This window comes from Tritonibacter mobilis (genome assembly GCF_001681715.1).
GTDB classification, from domain to species: domain Bacteria; phylum Pseudomonadota; class Alphaproteobacteria; order Rhodobacterales; family Rhodobacteraceae; genus Epibacterium; species Epibacterium mobile.
In genome coordinates this window covers 252,874-270,171 of the sequence record NZ_LNWY01000005.1, presented here as the reverse complement: position 1 = coordinate 270,171, position 17,298 = coordinate 252,874, and the positions used below count along the sequence as shown (strand labels likewise).

Here is a 17,298-nt window from a genome sequence, read left to right as displayed (position 1 = left end):
AGCTTAGCGCTCTTCCCGGCGCTGTTGCCGCTCTAGCATCAGCTTTCCATGTTCATTGGTAATCGTCTGAGATTGCGGCAGGATTTGCTGTAATAAGCTGGGGTCGACGGGGCCAAACACCCTGCTGACATTGCTGGCGGATCGTAAAACAGCCAGCAAACTAGGAGATGTTGCCGCCACGAAATGCCCCGACGCGGCATCGGCGTTGAATGCGGTCAGGTCGATCACTTCGATTGGCCATCTCTCAAGCCGGTCGGCTGATTTGATGTTACCTAGTCGCTCGCCCTGACTGGTGCCACGCAGGCGACCAGAAATATTGAGAATGCGGTCCTTCTCCGAAACCATCACCGCAAAGGGTTGCGGTACGCGTTTGAGATCCATCATCTGACTGTCAAACACATCCACATCCAGATCGGGCGAAATGAGGATCACCCCACCGTTCAATGTGCGCGCAGCCCAACCGGGGTTGCGCAAATCGGCTTGCCGGAGCATTTCCATTGCGAGCGCCGTCCCCATGGAATGCGCCACGAGGATGATACGCTCAGCACCGGCCTGTTTCACCCGGCGCACGGTTTCTTCCAGCCCGTCCCGAGCAAAAAGCATACTGTCGATGTCATAGGCATAACCAAAGGCGCGTCCACGGCTGGGCCAAGAATACATCACCAATGATCCGGGTAGCTTTACATCATGGGCCATTTGCGCGGCGCGATAAGCCGTTTCCGGATGGGTGCTGTTGTAGCCATGCACAAAGATCGTCACCTCACGCAAGGGCCAGTTGTTCTCGCGTTGCTCACGCAGAAACCGTGCGCGCAGGTCACTGACGCTATCGACGGGGAGCTCCTGAGCAATGGTGAAGTTTTTACGCGGATCTGGGTTTTTGTACCGGTAAGAGAGCTCTCCCGGGCTGTGGCTTGGGGGGATGGTGACGGTCATTTCCACCATCCTGAGTTCCTCAGACCGACGAAACCCAAAGGTGCCATCTGCTTCTTGTTCTCGGGTGGTGGTAGAGAAAACCGTATAAGGCGTGCCGATGTTCACCGCCTCTGGCACAATGGGCATCAGATCGCGATCAGCACAGGCCGCGAGCAAGAGCGAGACGCAAAGCGCCAGCACGCTTTTTTTCATGTCATGACCCCTCGCCCATCAAACGCCGACCCCACCCGGAACCAGTCTCGGGCAAGGTAGCGAATGATGCGCAAAGGTCTAGCCACCGATAGCGATATTCGTCAGAGGACGTAGCGGCTGAGATCGGTAGACTTGGTCAATTCGCCCAGGTTCTTGTTCACAAAGGCCTCGTCCACGGTGATTTCCTCACCAGAACGGTCCGGTGCGGCAAAGGAGATTTCCTCAAAGACCCGTTCCATCACCGTATAAAGACGCCGTGCACCTATGTTCTCAATAGTGTGGTTCACCTCCGCTGCGATCTGGGCAAGCGCATGGATGCCCTCTTTGGTGAAGGTGACTTTGACCTTTTCCGTTCCCAAAAGCGCCTCATACTGACGGGTCAGCGCGTTATCGGTTTCGGTCAGGATACGCACGAAATCCTCTTCGCTGAGGGCGCGCAGGTTGACACGGATCGGCAGACGGCCTTGCAGTTCCGGCAGCAGATCCGAGGGTTTCGCGATATGGAACGCCCCGGAGGCAATAAACAGGATGTGGTCGGTTTTGACCGGGCCATGTTTGGTGCTGACGGTGGTGCCTTCGATCAGCGGCAACAGGTCACGCTGCACACCCTCGCGGCTGACATCGCCACCGCGTGCGTCGCTACGGGCGCAGACTTTGTCGATCTCATCAAGGAAGACGATGCCGTTCTGCTCAACTGCTTCGAGGGCCGCTTTGTTGACGGTTTCATCGTCCAAGAGCTTGTCGGCTTCTTCACCGATAAGCACATCATAACTCTCTGATACAGTGAGTTTTTTGCGCGTGGTGCGCCCGCTCATGGCTTTGCCAAACAGATCGCCGAGATTCATCATCCCCATGTTTGCGCCCGGCTGACCGGGAATTTCAAACATACCGCCCATTGGGTTGGAAGTATCGGCAATGTCCAATTCAATCACCGTGTCGTCCAACTCACCCGCTTTGAGTTTCTTGCGAAACATCTCCAGCGTGCTCTCGCGGGCGTCGCTACCTGCGATCGCTTCGAGGACACGGTCTTCGGCAGCTTGATGCGCCTTAGCCTTCACGTCTTCACGCATGTGGTCGCGGGTCTGCACGATGGCCGTGTCCACCAGATCACGCACGATCTGCTCAACGTCGCGACCGACATATCCAACCTCTGTGAACTTGGTGGCCTCTACCTTGATGAAAGGTGCGCGGGCGAGTTTGGCCAGACGGCGCGAGATCTCGGTTTTGCCGACGCCGGTGGGGCCGATCATCAGGATGTTCTTTGGATGCACCTCGTCGCGCAGATCATCCGGCAACTGTTTGCGCCGCCAGCGGTTGCGCAGAGCTACGGCGACAGCGCGCTTGGCATCCTTTTGGCCAATAATGAACCGGTCGAGTTCGGAAACGATTTCGCGGGGGGTCAGATCAGTCATGTCTATCCCTTGAGGTCAGTGAGAAGGTGGCAGCCGATGAAGCGGCAGCACACCAGATAAGAGCGAGAGCAGCACTGCGCGAATCCGGGCCCAGAAGGCACCAAGGATCACCAGAACCACACCAAGCATCAGGATACTGATCCCGGTGCCCTCGCTATCGAAGACGGTTGTGCTCAGGGCTACGATATAGCCGATGGCGGTAATCAGAAACGACCGCCGGTCAATCACGATGGCAATGAGCGCGAAGAAGCCAAGAACCAGTGCAAGCACCACCCCTTGATCGCGTTCAAGGAGCGACAGCGCAATGGTATTCACCAGCGCGGGGGCCGCCACCACATGCAGCCAGAAGCCCTGGGCGGAACGGCGGGTCACGCGGTGGGGATCACTGAGGTCAAAGGCCATAGCGACCGCAAAGACCAACAGGCCCACCGCCAATGTGATCCATGCAAACGGGCCATTGGCACTCAGCAGGAACAGATCACCCAGCTCGGTGGGAACGCCGGATTGATCGGCTGCAACGATTAGGGCAACCGCGAACAAGCCAAGCGCGATCAGCGCCATGGCAAAGGGCACGCGAAACCGGCCCCAAAATACAAAAAGCGCCAGCGTCGAAAGCCCTAGGGCCATCGGCAAGGACGAATAATCCTCCTGCGCGATCATGAAGGGCTGGGCGTATTGTGCGATGAACCCGGTTGCGGCGTTTCCGGCAAACATCACCGACAGGGCGATGGCGGGGGCGACCATGCGGCGGCGGCGAATAAAATATTCGGAAAGTCCCCAAAGGATCACCGCACCAAACAGAGCAGCCGAAGTGGCCTGAGTGCGATAATTGACGATCTCAGTGAGCATGGAGGCGGTGTTGACCGCGACCCAACCCATCGCGAGGATCACGAGGCCGACGACGATAAAGATCTCATTGAAGCCTTTGAACAGCTCAAATGGCTCATCCCCCGGCGCAAGATCCTCGCGCGCACCGCGTCGGCTGTCTGCGAGTGCTGACAAAGACGCCGCCTGTGCTTCGGACAGTAGCCCGGAGCCGACAGCCGCCCTGAGATCATCGCGCGATATCATTTACTGATACGCTCCACCGTGAGGTTGCCGTTGGTGTAGACGCAGATGTCTGAGGCGATCGCCATTGCGTCACGGGCCACTGTTTCTGCATCACGGTCGCTGTCCATCATGCCCCGCGCCGCAGCCAGCGCGAAGTTTCCGCCCGACCCGATGGCAGCCACGTCATGTTCCGGCTCCAGCACGTCACCTGCGCCAGTGATGACATAGAGCTCCTTGCCATCTGTGACGATCAGCATGGCCTCGAGCTTTTGCAGGTATTTATCGGTGCGCCAGTCTTTGGCCAGTTCCACACTTGCGCGCTGAAGCTGTCCGGGAGTTGCCTCCAGCTTGGCTTCGAGCCGCTCCAGCAGGGTGAAGGCATCGGCGGTTGAACCGGCAAAACCCGCCACGACATCATATCCGCCGGGCGATAGCCTGCGCACCTTGCGCGCACTGCCTTTAATCACGGTCTGTCCCAGCGACACCTGTCCGTCACCTGCAACCACAACCTCGTCCCCTTTGCGGACGCCGATGATTGTGGTGCCGTGCCAGCCGGGGAATTGATCCTCTGCCATAAAAGCCTCCGTTTCTTTGCTGACCTATATGGAAGTATCGCCAGTCCGCCGCAAGGGCAGGGGCCGATCAGGGTGGTTCAAAGGGCTGGGTGTAAAGTTTAATAACTGCTTAATTGCTATGCACTGGGTGCAAGACGGGGCTGAAGAATAGGCAATTGTGAGACTCGCTGCACGATCGTACATGAGCATCAACAACCGACAAGGGGTCGGCTGGAACCATCAAGGAACACGATCATGGCAAACGCAAGCAACGTTATTGCACCGGCCGGCTCCGTCGCAGTTCTGCGCGCAGTCGACTTCTTCTTCAACCTGCGCAGCAACTTCGCTGACTGGAATGAAGCTCGCATTACCCGCAAAGCTCTGTCCGAGCTGAGCGACGACCAACTGGAAGACATCGGCCTGACCCGTGCCGACATCGCGGCGCTGTAACGCTCGATGACATATCCGGTAGCGTAAAAGCCGTCCTGACGCAGGGCGGCTTTTCCTTTGTCCGGGGTTGGCGAGCCGATCCGCCATGAAAAAAGGCGCCTCCCTCGGGACGCGCCTTTTTCTATTTCATGCGTAGCGAATTAACTTCCATGTAACCGCTTTTCCACCATGCGGTGGCATTCGGTTCCTTATGGCTATCGGGGCAGTTGTTGAAGGGTAGTCCATCGACTCCCAGACACCGCTTTCAGGGCAAAGCTCGCCAGTTCTTGCTGTAGTTCCAATTGGTTTGTTAGCCATTTGGAGGCTCCTTATCAATCTAGGTTAAGAAGGAGCCGCGCAACGTGAGTTTGGTTGCTACACCTAATTCGCTACGCGACCCCTTTGCTCATCGAGCGATTACAGATTATCGGCTGACCTACCAATATCAAGGGAATAATCTGACATGAGCACAAGATGTTGTGTGTAGGCATATTAAGTACCTATAATTAAAGAAAAACCCGCAATGAGATAAACACTCATTGCGGGTTTCTAATAACTGATCGCGTAGCGAATCAGGTGTAGCTTCTCCAATAAATCCTAGTGGGATTCACCGGTCAATTATTTTCTTTTCTTATAAATCAAAGACCTAAGAAAAGAATCACAAAAGGTACAAATTACTTGCGCCCTTTCGTGTTGTTTTCAGCATCTAGTATTCAGATGGCTTCGTCGATCCAGCTTTTGAGTGCAGCTTTTGGGGCGGCACCTGCGCGGTTTGATACCACTTGGCCATCCTTAAAGACGAAGAGCGCAGGAATGCCACGCACGCCCATTGCGGCGGCGGCGTTCGGGTTGCTGTCAACGTCGACTTTGGCGATTTTCACCTTGTCGCCGTATTCGGCGGCCAGCTCTTCGAGAGCGGGGCCGATCTGTTTACAGGGGCCGCACCATTCGGCCCAGAAGTCCACCACTACGGGGACATCGGAATTCTTGACTTCGGCGTCGAAGGTCGCGTCGGTAACGGCTACGGTGGACATGGGTATGTCTCCTGAGAAGTTTGGCAACTGGACCCGGAACCTATGGACGCGAGCAGGCGACGTCAAGGTTCCAGCCGCTGGAAACCAGCGCGTTCACGCGCCTGTGTGATCAAGGTGACCGGAAGCGGCATCAGAGTGGCAGTGCGCGTCCAGAGGATCGCTGTCTCGATCTGGCGATCCGGATAGATCTGGCGCAGTGCTGCATCATAGGCCCCCATCTGCCGCAACAGACCTTCGGGGCAGGTTTCAGGGCTTTGGGGGACAACCGCGTTGGATTTGAAATCGACCGCAAGCACTCGGTCGGGCGTCACCACCAGTCGGTCGATAATGCCATGCATACGGGTATCACCCAGATCTGCGGTGATGGGCACTTCGGCCAGTGTGTTCGGCGCGAATATCTCTTTGCACTCGGGCGAAGAGAGCACCTGACGCGCCTCTATTAGGAGGACCTGCCAGTCATCATGCTGCGCGATATGTTCAGCGCGACTGTCCCAATCTGCCTGCGGCACATTCGGCAGATGTTCGAGCAGGAGGTGCAGCGCCGTGCCGCGGGCCTTGGCTTCTTCTTCGCTGAGGCCACTGTCACCGGGCAAGGCCTTGGCCCCGCCCAGATCTTCGGACGGGCGCAGGGTTGCTGCGGGCGCCACATAGGCGGGGGCTGCACTGCGAAAGACGTCTGGCAGCGTGATCTCTTCTTCTTCGGTCAGATCGGACGGTACAAAAGGCAGGGCATTCCAGTCCCCATGCGCCCACCGCAAGCCGTCTCCGCCCGGGGCGTCAAAGGGCAGGGCGCCCATGGTTTTCAGGGCCGCTTCAACCCGCTGATACCAGCTGTCTCCGCCCTTATCGAGATCACCAGCCCCGGCCACGATCAGCCATTTTTCCGCCCGCGTCAGCGCCACATAGAGCAGTCGCAACCGTTCGTTGGCCTGTTTTTCCTGCGCAAACGCCCGGGCGGCATCCATGGCCGGTGGCATCTGGTCACTGCTCATACGCCATAGGGGCGTGCCTTCGACCTCCATCACCTCTGGCGCGGGCGAGGGGCGGCGCTTGGTGGTGTCGGGCAGGATCACGATCGGGGCCTCCAGCCCCTTGGAGCCATGCACCGACATCACCCGGATCATGGAACTTGCAGCCCCCATCTGGCGCTTGATCTCCAGATCATCGGTCTGCATCCAGACAAGGAACCCGGTCAGGCTTGGCACCTCCGTGCGTTCATAGGCCAAGGCCTGCGACAACAGCGCGTTGATGCCATCCTCCGCCTCGGTGCCAAGCCGCCCCAGCAATTTTGCGCGGCCCAGATGGCGGGTCAGGATACGTTCGATCAGATCATAGGGGCGCAGGAAATCCGCCTGACCCCGAAGATCATCGAGGATGGCCATCGTCTCGGGGAATGCCTCAGATCGCGCACGCAAAGCAGGCCAGAGGTGCATCTCTGTGCGTCGGTGCGCGAGGTCAAAGAGCTGTTGCTCGCTCCAGCCAAAGATCGGTGATTTCAGGGCTTCGGCAAGTGAAAGGGAATCCTCGGGCAGCGCGAGAAACCGCAGCAAGGCTGCAATATCCTTCACCGCCAACTCGGCCCCAACCTTGAGGCGGTCTGCGCCGGCGATTGGCAGCCCGGCGGCCTTGCAGGCGCGAATGATCTCGGAAAACAGGTCCGACCGGCGCTGCACAAGGATCAGGAAATCGCCCGCATGCACGGGGCGGCGCTGGAATGTGCCACGCTCTGGACCATCTTCGGGGATGGTGACGCCGCTGTCGATCATCTCCTTGATCTGCCCGGCGATCCGTTCGGCGAGGATTACGGAATGGTGGCGCGGGCTTGGGCGGTCGACCGGGTCCGTCCAATCGCGGTCTTCCTCATCCTCTGTTTTTTCCACCAGCGGCCACAGGTCCACCCGTCCCGGCAGGTCGGATTTAAACGCCTGGTGTTTGGCGTCGCGCGCAAACCCGGCGCGATCCTGACCATCAAACACCACGTCAACCAGACCAAGGATCGCCGCAGAGGAGCGGAACGAAAACGCAAGACTTGCGTTCTGCAAGCCCTCGCCGGTCTCCTCGAGCCTGCGCCCGAACTCCGCCTGCATGCGATCAAAGGCATCCGGGTCCGCGCCCTGAAAGGAATAGATCGACTGTTTCTTGTCGCCGACCACAAAAATTGTACGCTCAACATCGGCGCGAGCACCTTCGCCAGCGGTGAACTCTTGTGCCAGTTTTTCCACCACATCCCATTGCACCGGGCTGGTGTCCTGCGCCTCATCCACAAGGATATGGTCGATGCCGCCGTCCAGACGATAGAGCACCCAAGCCGCGACCGCTGGATCATTCAGAAGGTTACGGGCCTTGACGATCAGGTCGTCGAAATCAAGCCAGCCACGCAGCTGTTTGCGCCGCTCATATTCCGGTAGGAACACCCGGGCAAAATCGTGCAGGACGAGCGATTTCTCCATCGCATCCAGCGCAAGACGACGGGGGCGGGCTGTTTCGACCCGCGCCATGAAAGGTTCCAGCTGATCCATCAGCGTGCCATGGCTTTCGCGCAGTTTCTTGGTGGGAAAGCTGCCGATTTTGGCGCTGAAGGGCTCTTTTGCGCTTTTCCCGGTGAGGAACACATCCTCCAGAATGGGCAGGACATCGGGTGTGACGGAGGAAATCCGCGCGAGCTTCTCGGCGTTCTTGATATCCGTCGCCCCGCCGGTCTTCAGCATCTCGATGGTGCGCGACAGGATGTCGGCCTCACTGCCGAGAAACACCTCGGATCTCAGCGCCTCCAGATCATAGCCAGCGGGCAGCTCGAACACTTCACCCAGCGCATTGCGGTCGAGGTCGGGGTCAAATCCAGCTTGTCGGCGACAAATCTCGGCTGTCAGGCTCTCAAAATCCAGACCACCGATATGAAAGGAAGCGGCCTCGACCACATGTGCGTCGGGGCCTTGCGCCATGTCCTCGGTTATTTCCGCACGCAGCATGGCGGCCGCGCGATCTTCCATTTCGGAAAACTGCGGGCTGACACCGGCCTCCAGCGGGAAACGGCGCAGAAGCGACGAACAGAACGAGTGAATGGTCTGGATCTTGAGACCACCCGGCGTCTCGATCGCGCGCGCAAAAAGGGTGCGTGCCTGCGCCAGCTCATCCCCGACAGAGGCATCTTCGGCACCAAGGTCCACCAGTGCCGCGCGCAGTTTGGCATCGGGCAGCATCGCCCATTCCCCCAAACGCTGAAACAGCCGGTTCTGCATCTCGCTGGCGGCGGCCTTGGTGTAGGTCAGGCAGAGAATATGTTGCGGTTCCACCCCGCGTAGCAGCAGCCGTGCAACCCGGTCGGTCAGAACCTTGGTCTTGCCTGATCCGGCATTGGCCGCAAGCCATGTGGAGGCATCGGGGCGGGCGGCGCGAAACTGCGCCTCGGACGCGGCGTTGCGGCTCATGTCAAATCCTCCGGCACAGGGTCCGAGCTGCGATCCCATTCGCCGTAGCGGGCGAGGTGGTCGTAATCCCCGGCAAAGTCATCCCGGTGCACCATGCGGCGGCTGCTGTAGCCCTGTTCGGCGTCAAAATATGCCTCAATCAGGCTGCGCAACTCTTCCCAGACTTTGGCGGGTGGTTCATCCAGAATAGGGGCCGCGACCTCTTTCACCGGAGGCTTCAGCCCGATGTAGAGGGACCGTTCCACCCGTGCTGCACCATAGTCCTCGAATGCGCCTTGCTCCGCCATGGCGGTCTCGATCAAGAGCTGCTTTTCAAAGGATTTCTGTTGTTTTTCCGAGGGCGGATCCCCGGTTTTATAGTCATAAAGATGCAGCATGCCGCGCTCATCCACATCAATCCTGTCGGCCTTGGCGGCAATCTCGAAATCGAGGGGATCAAGGCGGACCTGACCGGATTTCTCAAACCCCGACGGGCGGGCACGCAATTGGCGCTCCCGCTCACCAGCGACAAAATCCTCGGCCACTTTTTTCAAGCGTGTCAGCCAGAGCGTGCGGGCAACCGGCCATGGCACTTCCGCCTCCAAGACGCGCTGTGATTGTTCGATAAACGCACGGGCGGTGAGAGTTTCTGGCTGTTCCTGAGCGGATTTTATGAAATCTTCCAGCACCTTATGGATGATGGTGCCACGCAGTAGGGCGTCTGGTTCTTGCAACAAAGGGTCCACAGGTTTCAGCCGCAACACGTGTTTGGCGTAGATCGCATAAGGGTCGCGGATCAGTTTGGGGATCTCTGTCACCGTCAGACGACGGGGTCTTGCTGCAACCGGCGGGCGCGGCGAGGGCCGGGGGCTGAGCGGTGAGGGTAAAGGTGCATCCAGAACGCTGGCCCAATCCAGCCAGACTTGCCCTCGCATGCGCATCGCGGACAGCGCGGCCTGACCGCCCTGATCCGGCAACCCACCCAGGAGGTTGGTCATTCGATTGAGCCAACGCGAGGGCACTGTGTCGGCCTCTTCCGAACGGATCGCGCGGGTGAGCCAGACTTCGGGTGCCGCGACCGCCTGCTGAAAATCATGCGCCGACAGACCAATGCGCCGCTCTGGCAAGAGCAAACCGGCCTCGTGGCGCAGTTTGCGGTTGAGCCATGGATCGGGGCTTGCGGCTTCGGGCCAGCTGCCCTCATTCAGCCCGCCAAGGATGACCAGATCAGCGCCCTGCACCCGTGCCTCCAGAGTGCCCCAGATCATGATAGACCCATAGGGCGCATCGCGATCACGCACTTCGCCTTGTGACAGCAGCGCGCCCAGAAGGTCCGCAAAATCGCGGGCGGTCATTTCGCCGCCATGGGGTGCCTCTGCTTCAAGCTCTTCAAAAATCTCAAGCGCCTTGCGCCCGGCCTTCTTGTCCCAGAGTTCGCCAGCATCGGAATGTTGATAACCGCGCGCGATCTTCTCAGCGGTCGCTCGTAATGTTGCAACCCAGTCGGTTAGTATAAGAGGTCCGGAGATTTCACGTCCTGTAAACGTTGTCGCGACCCATTCCGCCCATTCGGGAATTGCCCCTCGGGTCAGCCCGAATTTGCGAAGTGAATTTTCGTCAGGAAATGGGGGGCCGTATTTTCGGAGGCTGAGCTCTAGCTCGCGTGTCTGCTTCAAGTGGTGACCACGCGACTCCCCAGAGTTGGTCAACGGGTGTTTCAGCAGCGTCAGCAGCATATCGGCCTGCAATGGTCGACAAAACAGATCCGCGACATGGCGCAGGAACCGACCCGGTGGCGACAGCTGTAGCGGCAGACCCGCGGAATCGTCCGGCAGGATGTTCCAGCGATCCAGCGCGGCAGAGACCTGACGGGTAAGCATCCGATCCGGTGTGATCAATGCCGCAGTCTGCCCGTTCTCGGCGGCTTGACGCAGGCGCAGTGCAATTGCCAAGGCCTCGTTCCGGGGGCTTGCGGCCTCGATGAGCGTCAACGCGCCTGTGGCTTGGTCGAGTTCGGTCAGATGCGGGCCTTCGGTCATCCATGCATCGGTCACGGGCGCTGGGCGCAGAGCCAGCGAAATCAACTTGTTGCGCGGTGGGGAAACAGGTTTTGTGTTGACCCAAGCGCGAATGTCGCGCGGGCGCAGATCAAGATCGCGCATCAACTTGAAAAAGCGGTACTGCGGGTGATCTTCGGCGACCAACCCGTCGGCCAGACTGTCCCAGACGTCCTCTGGTTGGTCAAAGTCGAACCCTGGCAGGACCACAGCGCCCTGCGGCAGGCGCGCAATGGCTTCCATCAGCAAGAGCGTGGTACCACGCGAACCGGTGGAGCCTGCCAGGATGATCGGGTGTTGCGGGGGCGTGTGTTCCCACTCCGCAATCAGATCCAGAACCACCTGCCGTTGCCGCGCATTCACGTCGAGCGCGCCTTCGTGCATTTCGACAAACTGATCGGCGATGCCGATGAAATCCTGCGCGCGTTTCCAGTGCCCGGACATATCAGACACATCCAGCGCGCGGATCTGGTCCGTGGTCACGCCTTCGCTTTGCATCTCGTCGATCAGTTCGGCCAGACTATCCGAGAGATCATAGAGTGACGAGCGCGCCGCCAGATCGGGCTGCGCATCGAGGAGTTTTGCAATCAGTTGTGACAGCTCCAACCGACGGCGCAGCGGCGGCAATGCCGGGGGCAGACCGCGCAGATTGGCCTGTTTGCTGAGGCCTGAGAGCAGCGAGACACGTGGCACAAGCCGCGCCGGGCCGCTGTCAAACAGTTGACGCACCCGGCGCTGCATGCGTTCGGTGTTCAGGATCAACTCAACTCGGGCCAGCGCCTCTGGTGGCTGATCTGCAAATCGCTGGCTTAGCCCATCCACAAGCGCGCGCGGGAAATCCACACCACAAGGAACGGCGAACAGACGCGGTGTGGTCTGGCTGGGGTCAAACATCTGTATGCGCGATCATGTTTTCGGCCAAGGTGATGCCTTCAGGGCGACCCACGTCGCACCAGTGGCCGGGGTATTCAACCGCCGAAACGCCTGCGTCGGGAATGAGAAGATCCCACAACGCGTTGAGGGAAAAAAACTTTTCAGTCACGCGATCCAGCTGGTCGAGTTTGATGATCTGCGCACCCGTGTAGACGAGATCGCCACCACGGGTAATGTGACCTGCGTTACTTGCGGTGAAATCGCCGGCCCCCAATCGCCCCACGGCGCGCGCGGTCGGCACACAAAGCAAAAGCGCATCCATGTGTTCCGGTCGCCAAGCGTCCCGTAACACCATGAGAGGATTGGGCCCTCGCCATGCAACATCGGGGTTCAGCGTATAGCTGCAGGTCGCGTCGAGTAGGGCGCGCGCCTGTTTCAGCCCACCACCGGTATCAAGGATTTCGTCCTCCTCGTGACTGATGAGGACATCACGCCCTTCTAGGTGGGTCGTCAGAACCTCGGCCTTATAATGCGTATTGATAACAACGCGCTGGGGCGAGATGTCAGAGACCAGATCCAGCGCATGATCAATCAGTGGCCGTCCAGCCACGGGGATCATCGGCTTTGGTCTGTCGGCGGTGAGCGCCCCCATGCGCGTGCCAAATCCGGCAGCAAAGATCATAACAGCAGTTGGGGCAGTCATGCGCGCAGCCTTTCCATGGCCTCAGGGGTTGGGGCGGGCAGGGCGGAGAGCAACTCCTCCGCCACGCTGGCGAGGGCGGGGTGGCTCAGCCCTCGTTCGAAATGATCCCAGACGCGCGGTACAAGATCGATATAGTGATGTTTGCCAAATTGCTTTGACAGGCGCGCAAAAATGCCAAGAATTCGCATATTGCGCTGTACACCGATCACAGCATAAGCGCTGCGAAATCTGGACTCATCCACACCCGTTTGACGAATATAGTGGTCAATCATCTGCATCTCGACGCCAGCAGGGACATCGCGGCGGGCATCCTGTAACAGCGACACCAGATCATAGGCAAGATGACCGGCTTTGGCGTCCTGAAAGTCGATGACCCCGACTTTGGCAATGCCTTGCCGTTCTGGCAGCCAGAGCAGATTCTGGGCGTGAAAGTCGCGATGAACAAAGACCATATCGCCGTCTAAATGATCACCTAAGATTGCCTCAAACCTCTGCTCAAACTGCATGCGGATTTGGTCTGCGGTGTCGCCAAGTACGGTGTACCGGTATTCGCTGAACGCGAGCGCGGTCATGTCTGCCATGATACGAGGTTCAAGGGATGGCAAGTCCGGCACTTTCGCGTCGTGAAGACGCACCAGAAGATCCACCGCGGCCTCGTAAAGTGGCAGTTCCATCGTCAGATCATCGGCGATCACTTCGGTGAACAGGGCATCGCCGAGATCTTCTATCAGCAGCAAACCCTGTGCATGATCTTGTGCAAGGATCGCAGGCGCCGAGACGCCAAGCGCGCGTAAATACTCCGCAAGCACGGCAAAAGGACGCGTGTCACCTCCATCAACGGCTGGCCAGTCCATTAAGACCGCGCTGTCTCCGGTTTGGGATGTCAGCCGTTGATACCGGCGGCTGGAAGCATCACTGGCGAGCGGGGCAGCGTTCCAGCTGGAATAGCCATGCGCGGCCAGAAAGCGCGCAATTTCTATCTCGCGCGTGGTCATGGCATGATCCCTTCGAGACGTATGTTCCATTTCTCAGCGCTCCAAACAAACTCCGCTTGTCGGGCGTCTTCTATCTCCGCGTCCAGCGAGAGGCGCAGCGTGAGTGCGTCGTTGGGGCAAAGATCGTCGAGTTTGTCGGGCCACTCAATCAGGCAGATTGCGTCGTCAAATGCGGCGATCAGCCCGAGTTCTTCGACCTCATCCACATGCGATAGCCGGTAGAGATCTGCGTGCCACAACTCACCTGATGGAACATCATAGGTCTGAACCAATGTGAAGGTCGGAGAGGGTACGTCCTCGGGCACGTCCATCAGGGACTGGATCAGGCTGCGGGCGAAATGGGTTTTTCCGGCGCCAATAGGCCCTTCAAGCAAGACAACATCGCCCGGAACGAGGATCCGGGCGATGTTGTGGGCCAATTCTGATGTTGCCTCGCTGCTGGGCAGTCGGCAGGTCGCGGAGCGTTTTGTCATGGCGCCACAATGACGTTGCGCGCGAGGCTCCGCAAGCGGGTTCAGCTCTCCTTGAGGGCGGCGAAACGCTCTTGTTCGGGCGGCGCGAGCGGTACACCGATTTGCTGGAAGCGCACCATCACCGACCCGTTTTGCAGGGATTGTACGCGGCATAGCAATTGCTCGCCATTGCGCATGTCCACGCGCGACCACCAATCGGAGCGATCACTGGTGCCGCCTGCGACGAAATCGCGAACCTCGCCCCATGTGGGGGTTGGACCTGACAATTCCTGCCACGTGCGGCATGCATCGGTGATGGAGATTTTTGCAAAGCTTGCATCCGGGTCGGTTTTCCACATCGTGTGATAGGCGGTGTTGGAATAGACCATGCTGCCATCTGTACCAAAGACCGCAAAGGCATCGTCAATGTGGTCAAGGATCGACTGGCCGAGTTCCAGTTCCGAGCGGAATTGACGGGTCAGAGTGATCTCGGCAGTGATATCTTCAAAGAGGAAGGCAATGGCGCCATCGGGGTGCGGGCGGCCTGATACCGAATAGACCGAGCCAGAGGGCAAGGACCATGTTTCCTGATAGCGCCCCTCTGCTGCGGCTTCCAATAGATCCGCCATTTGGTGACGCCAGCTGGAATAGTTCTTCGGCTCCGGCATCATGCGCTGATCGCGCAGGCGGTCAAAGAAGGACATCATATTGGGACGCGAGCTGAGGAAGCTTGCGGGCAGAGCGGTAAGGTCGATCAGCACCGGGTTGAACAGCACCAACTGACGATTGCGGTCAAAGATGGCAAGACCGATGGAGAGCTGAGCAAAGGTTTTCGCCAGTGTCTGCACAAAGTTGCGTTGTGCGATTTCGGCGTCGACCACGGCATTGACGTCCATCGCATGACAGAGCCAACCAGCCTCTGTCTCGGTGGTGGAAACATTGTACCAAAGCTTCTTGTCAGTTTCCGGCAACTCAATCGAGACGCGTTCCGCGCGACCGCTGCTCATCGGGGCGTCGAGGTTGGGAAACAGCGGTGCAGAGGTGTCGTTGCCGCGACCGCGGATTTTCTGGTTCAGGCGATCATAGGCGAGGTTGGTCCAAGTGACGCGCGCATCGTCCGACTGCAGCCAAACCGGGTAGGGGGCCTGATGGACCGCCGCACGCAGGGTCGTAAGTTCCTGATCATCGCCCACATGTCCCAAATCTGTTGCAGCGCGGCGCAATTGAACACGGGTTACACCGTCGATCCACTCACAGTGAGCCTCGCGATTGTCGGCTTCTGCTGTGCCTGACAGCGTGAGAGAGCCAACATCGCGCAAGAAGCCGGGGGATTGAGGCAATCCGGGGTAACAGCGCGACAGTTTGTCCCGCAGTTTGCCCCAGCTAAAGTCCTCGGTGTTGTCATCGAGAAATTTCCGAGCACCGGACGACCATGCGATCAGCGTTTGGTCATCGAACAGAAACACCGCATCGGTGCGCCCATCCGCGATCAACAATTCATGCTCCATCCCCTTGGCGTCTGCCTTGGGGTTGAGAAACCAGACCGCAACCGCTGCGCTGGCGATGCAAAGGGTCACCAGAATGAACCACTCTACAGACATCAAATCTTGCATGGACACGGCCTCGCTATTTCTCCTTGTGCTCAGTTTCCATGACAATGGTTAAGTGAAGTTTAATTGGTTTCCCAAAAGTGAATAGTTAAAACTGTATTGGAGTGTTTTCCCCGGTTGGCACAGGGGTGTCGCCGCTGATTGCATCGATTTTGCGCCGCGGCCAAGTCACCACCACCAATGCCCCTTGCTGCGCTGGGGTCAGGTTCTGCGAAATACGCACATCGCGACCGTTCAGGAATTCCAGATGTGCGCCGGTACGTTCCAGCAGGGTTTTTGCGATGAACAATCCAAGCCCCATGCCCTCATACTCCGGGCGTTTCCCACGGTCTGCATGGGAGCTTCGGCGTCGCATAAATGGATCACCAAGACGCCCAAGCAGATGGCCGGGAAACCCGTTCCCATCATCACTGATCCTGACCGTGATTTCGTCATCGCTCCAGTGCAACTCAATCCAGACCTTTGATTGGGCAAAGTCGACAGCGTTTTGAACAAGGTTACGCAAACCGTGAATGATCTCGGGCTTACGCAGCACGCTGGGCTGGTTCAGCCCGTCGCCCTCGGCGGGATGTTCGCTGAACCTGATGTCTTTGCCACGGTCGAAATGTGGTTCGGCCGCCTCGTGAACCAATGTCGAGAGAGGCGCTTGTCGCAGGTGCAGGTCGTCTTTGCCCGCACGCCCCATCCCACGCAGAATGTCTCGGCAGCGGTCGGCTTGTTCGCGGATCAGGCGCGCGTCGTCTTGCAGTTCGGGGTTATCGTCCAACTCTTCGATGAGTTCCGAGCTGGTCAGCTTAATGGTCGCCAGTGGTGTCCCAAGCTCATGCGCGGCTGCTGCAACAACGCCACCCAGATCGGTGAGTTTTTGTTCTCGCGACAGGGCGAATTGCGTCGCAGCCAGAGCATCCGACATTGATCGAATCTCCGCGCTGATACGGTAGGAATAGGCGCCCATGAACATGATCGCGATCACCAGCGCGCACCAATGGCCAAACACAAAGAGCGAGGGCATCTTCAGGATTTCGCCCGTAGCCGTCTCTAGGGGGACATGCAGCGGAACCAGAAGTGTGACGAGAATAATCGCGCTGGTGCCAATAATGAGCGTAGAACGCAGACCCATCACCGAAGCTGAGATTGTCACAGGTCCCAAAACCAGCAGCGCAAAGGGGTTATTCAACCCGCCCGTCATATACAGGAGGAAACACAGCTGCAGCAGATCAAAGAGCACCATCAGGAAATTCTGAAATTCTGTCAGGCGCTTGTTTTCCGGAAAGACGATCAACGCGACCAGATTTGCCAGTGCGGACACGCCAATGGCAAAATAGCAGGGCAGAACCGAAAGCTGTAGATCGTATTGGGTTTGCGCCACGCCGATTGCGGTGGCCTGACCGATGATGGCGACCCATCGCAAAACGATCAAAGTGCGCAGCCTGACCCAGTGGCTGCGTTCCTGGCCGCTCATCAGGCCAAAGGTGGTCTCGCTCATGTGACGTTTGCTCCCGTTGCATCGTCGGTAATTGTTGATAGGTCTACCGCCAACCGGGATCAACTCGGGTGCGTCTTCCCTGCGTGCCCGCCCGTTCAGGTCTGTGAGGAA

The 17,298-nt window shown here is 58.6% G+C and carries 13 protein-coding genes; 1 reads left to right on the top strand and 12 read right to left on the bottom strand.

The annotated features are described in order from the left end of the window. Positions 1 to 3: 3 nt before the first annotated feature. From UB90_RS05350 to hslV, 4 genes are all read right to left on the bottom strand, one after another. Complete coding sequence (locus tag UB90_RS05350; protein WP_065321355.1) at positions 4 to 1,125, bottom strand: alpha/beta hydrolase; 1,122 nt, start codon at positions 1,123 to 1,125, stop codon at positions 4 to 6. A gap of 101 nt (positions 1,126 to 1,226) precedes the next feature. Beyond that, positions 1,227 to 2,537: an ATP-dependent protease ATPase subunit HslU gene (gene hslU / locus UB90_RS05345; protein WP_065325597.1), complete on the bottom strand. Its 1,311-nt coding sequence runs from the start codon at positions 2,535 to 2,537 to the stop codon at positions 1,227 to 1,229. Positions 2,538 to 2,552: 15 nt separating this feature from the next. Further along, positions 2,553 to 3,608 carry a hypothetical protein gene (locus UB90_RS05340; protein ID WP_065325598.1) on the bottom strand — a complete coding sequence of 352 codons (1,056 nt, stop codon included), beginning with the start codon at positions 3,606 to 3,608 and terminating at the stop codon, positions 2,553 to 2,555. Then, entirely contained in the window at positions 3,605 to 4,162 is a 558-nt protein-coding gene (hslV, locus tag UB90_RS05335; RefSeq protein WP_005616104.1) for an ATP-dependent protease subunit HslV, read from the bottom strand. Before hslV ends, UB90_RS05340 begins: the two co-directional genes overlap by 4 nt. 234 nt (positions 4,163 to 4,396) lie before the next feature. Here hslV and UB90_RS05330 point away from each other — a divergent pair, with 234 nt between their 5' ends. Beyond that, entirely contained in the window at positions 4,397 to 4,591 is a 195-nt protein-coding gene (locus tag UB90_RS05330) for a DUF1127 domain-containing protein (protein WP_005616102.1), read from the top strand. A gap of 692 nt (positions 4,592 to 5,283) precedes the next feature. Here UB90_RS05330 and trxA read toward each other — a convergent pair. The 8 genes from trxA to regB form a co-directional block, all read right to left on the bottom strand. Beyond that, positions 5,284 to 5,631, bottom strand: coding sequence for a thioredoxin (trxA, locus tag UB90_RS05325; protein ID WP_227512115.1), 348 nt, complete (start codon positions 5,629 to 5,631; stop codon positions 5,284 to 5,286). A gap of 35 nt (positions 5,632 to 5,666) precedes the next feature. After that, entirely contained in the window at positions 5,667 to 9,032 is a 3,366-nt protein-coding gene (gene addA, locus UB90_RS05320; protein ID WP_065325600.1) for a double-strand break repair helicase AddA, read from the bottom strand. Then, the gene (addB, locus tag UB90_RS05315; RefSeq protein ID WP_065325601.1) at positions 9,029 to 11,962 is read right to left on the bottom strand and encodes a double-strand break repair protein AddB; all 2,934 of its coding nucleotides are present in this window, start codon (positions 11,960 to 11,962) and stop codon (positions 9,029 to 9,031) included. Before addB ends, addA begins: the two co-directional genes overlap by 4 nt. Next, on the bottom strand, positions 11,955 to 12,644 hold the full coding sequence (locus UB90_RS05310; protein ID WP_204161367.1) for a nucleotidyltransferase family protein: 690 nt from the start codon (positions 12,642 to 12,644) through the stop codon (positions 11,955 to 11,957). Before UB90_RS05310 ends, addB begins: the two co-directional genes overlap by 8 nt. After that, a complete protein-coding gene (locus UB90_RS05305) occupies positions 12,641 to 13,639 on the bottom strand; it encodes an aminoglycoside phosphotransferase family protein (protein WP_065325603.1) in 999 nt (332 codons plus the stop codon). Before UB90_RS05305 ends, UB90_RS05310 begins: the two co-directional genes overlap by 4 nt. After that, positions 13,636 to 14,112: a tRNA (adenosine(37)-N6)-threonylcarbamoyltransferase complex ATPase subunit type 1 TsaE gene (tsaE, locus tag UB90_RS05300; RefSeq protein WP_065325604.1), complete on the bottom strand. Its 477-nt coding sequence runs from the start codon at positions 14,110 to 14,112 to the stop codon at positions 13,636 to 13,638. The genes UB90_RS05305 and tsaE overlap by 4 nt, the downstream gene beginning before the upstream one ends. Positions 14,113 to 14,153: 41 nt before the next feature. Further along, positions 14,154 to 15,704 (bottom strand): PAS-domain containing protein, encoded by a 1,551-nt coding sequence (locus UB90_RS05295; RefSeq protein WP_009178267.1) that lies wholly within the window; start codon positions 15,702 to 15,704, stop codon positions 14,154 to 14,156. A gap of 85 nt (positions 15,705 to 15,789) precedes the next feature. Then, on the bottom strand, positions 15,790 to 17,187 hold the full coding sequence (gene regB, locus UB90_RS05290; protein ID WP_009177587.1) for a sensor histidine kinase RegB: 1,398 nt from the start codon (positions 17,185 to 17,187) through the stop codon (positions 15,790 to 15,792). Positions 17,188 to 17,298: the final 111 nt, after the last annotated feature.

Coding starts and splice junctions, on each gene's coding strand:
- UB90_RS05350 (WP_065321355.1), bottom strand. CDS start 1,125: ATGAAAAAAAGCGTGCTGGCGCTTTGCGTCTCGCTCTTGCTCGCGGCC.
- hslU (WP_065325597.1), bottom strand. CDS start 2,537: ATGACTGATCTGACCCCCCGCGAAATCGTTTCCGAACTCGACCGGTTC.
- UB90_RS05340 (WP_065325598.1), bottom strand. CDS start 3,608: ATGATATCGCGCGATGATCTCAGGGCGGCTGTCGGCTCCGGGCTACTG.
- hslV (WP_005616104.1), bottom strand. CDS start 4,162: ATGGCAGAGGATCAATTCCCCGGCTGGCACGGCACCACAATCATCGGC.
- UB90_RS05330 (WP_005616102.1), top strand. CDS start 4,397: ATGGCAAACGCAAGCAACGTTATTGCACCGGCCGGCTCCGTCGCAGTT.
- addA (WP_065325600.1), bottom strand. CDS start 9,032: ATGAGCCGCAACGCCGCGTCCGAGGCGCAGTTTCGCGCCGCCCGCCCC.
- addB (WP_065325601.1), bottom strand. CDS start 11,962: ATGTTTGACCCCAGCCAGACCACACCGCGTCTGTTCGCCGTTCCTTGT.
- UB90_RS05310 (WP_204161367.1), bottom strand. CDS start 12,644: ATGACTGCCCCAACTGCTGTTATGATCTTTGCTGCCGGATTTGGCACG.
- UB90_RS05305 (WP_065325603.1), bottom strand. CDS start 13,639: ATGACCACGCGCGAGATAGAAATTGCGCGCTTTCTGGCCGCGCATGGC.
- tsaE (WP_065325604.1), bottom strand. CDS start 14,112: ATGACAAAACGCTCCGCGACCTGCCGACTGCCCAGCAGCGAGGCAACA.
- UB90_RS05295 (WP_009178267.1), bottom strand. CDS start 15,704: ATGCAAGATTTGATGTCTGTAGAGTGGTTCATTCTGGTGACCCTTTGC.
- regB (WP_009177587.1), bottom strand. CDS start 17,187: ATGAGCGAGACCACCTTTGGCCTGATGAGCGGCCAGGAACGCAGCCAC.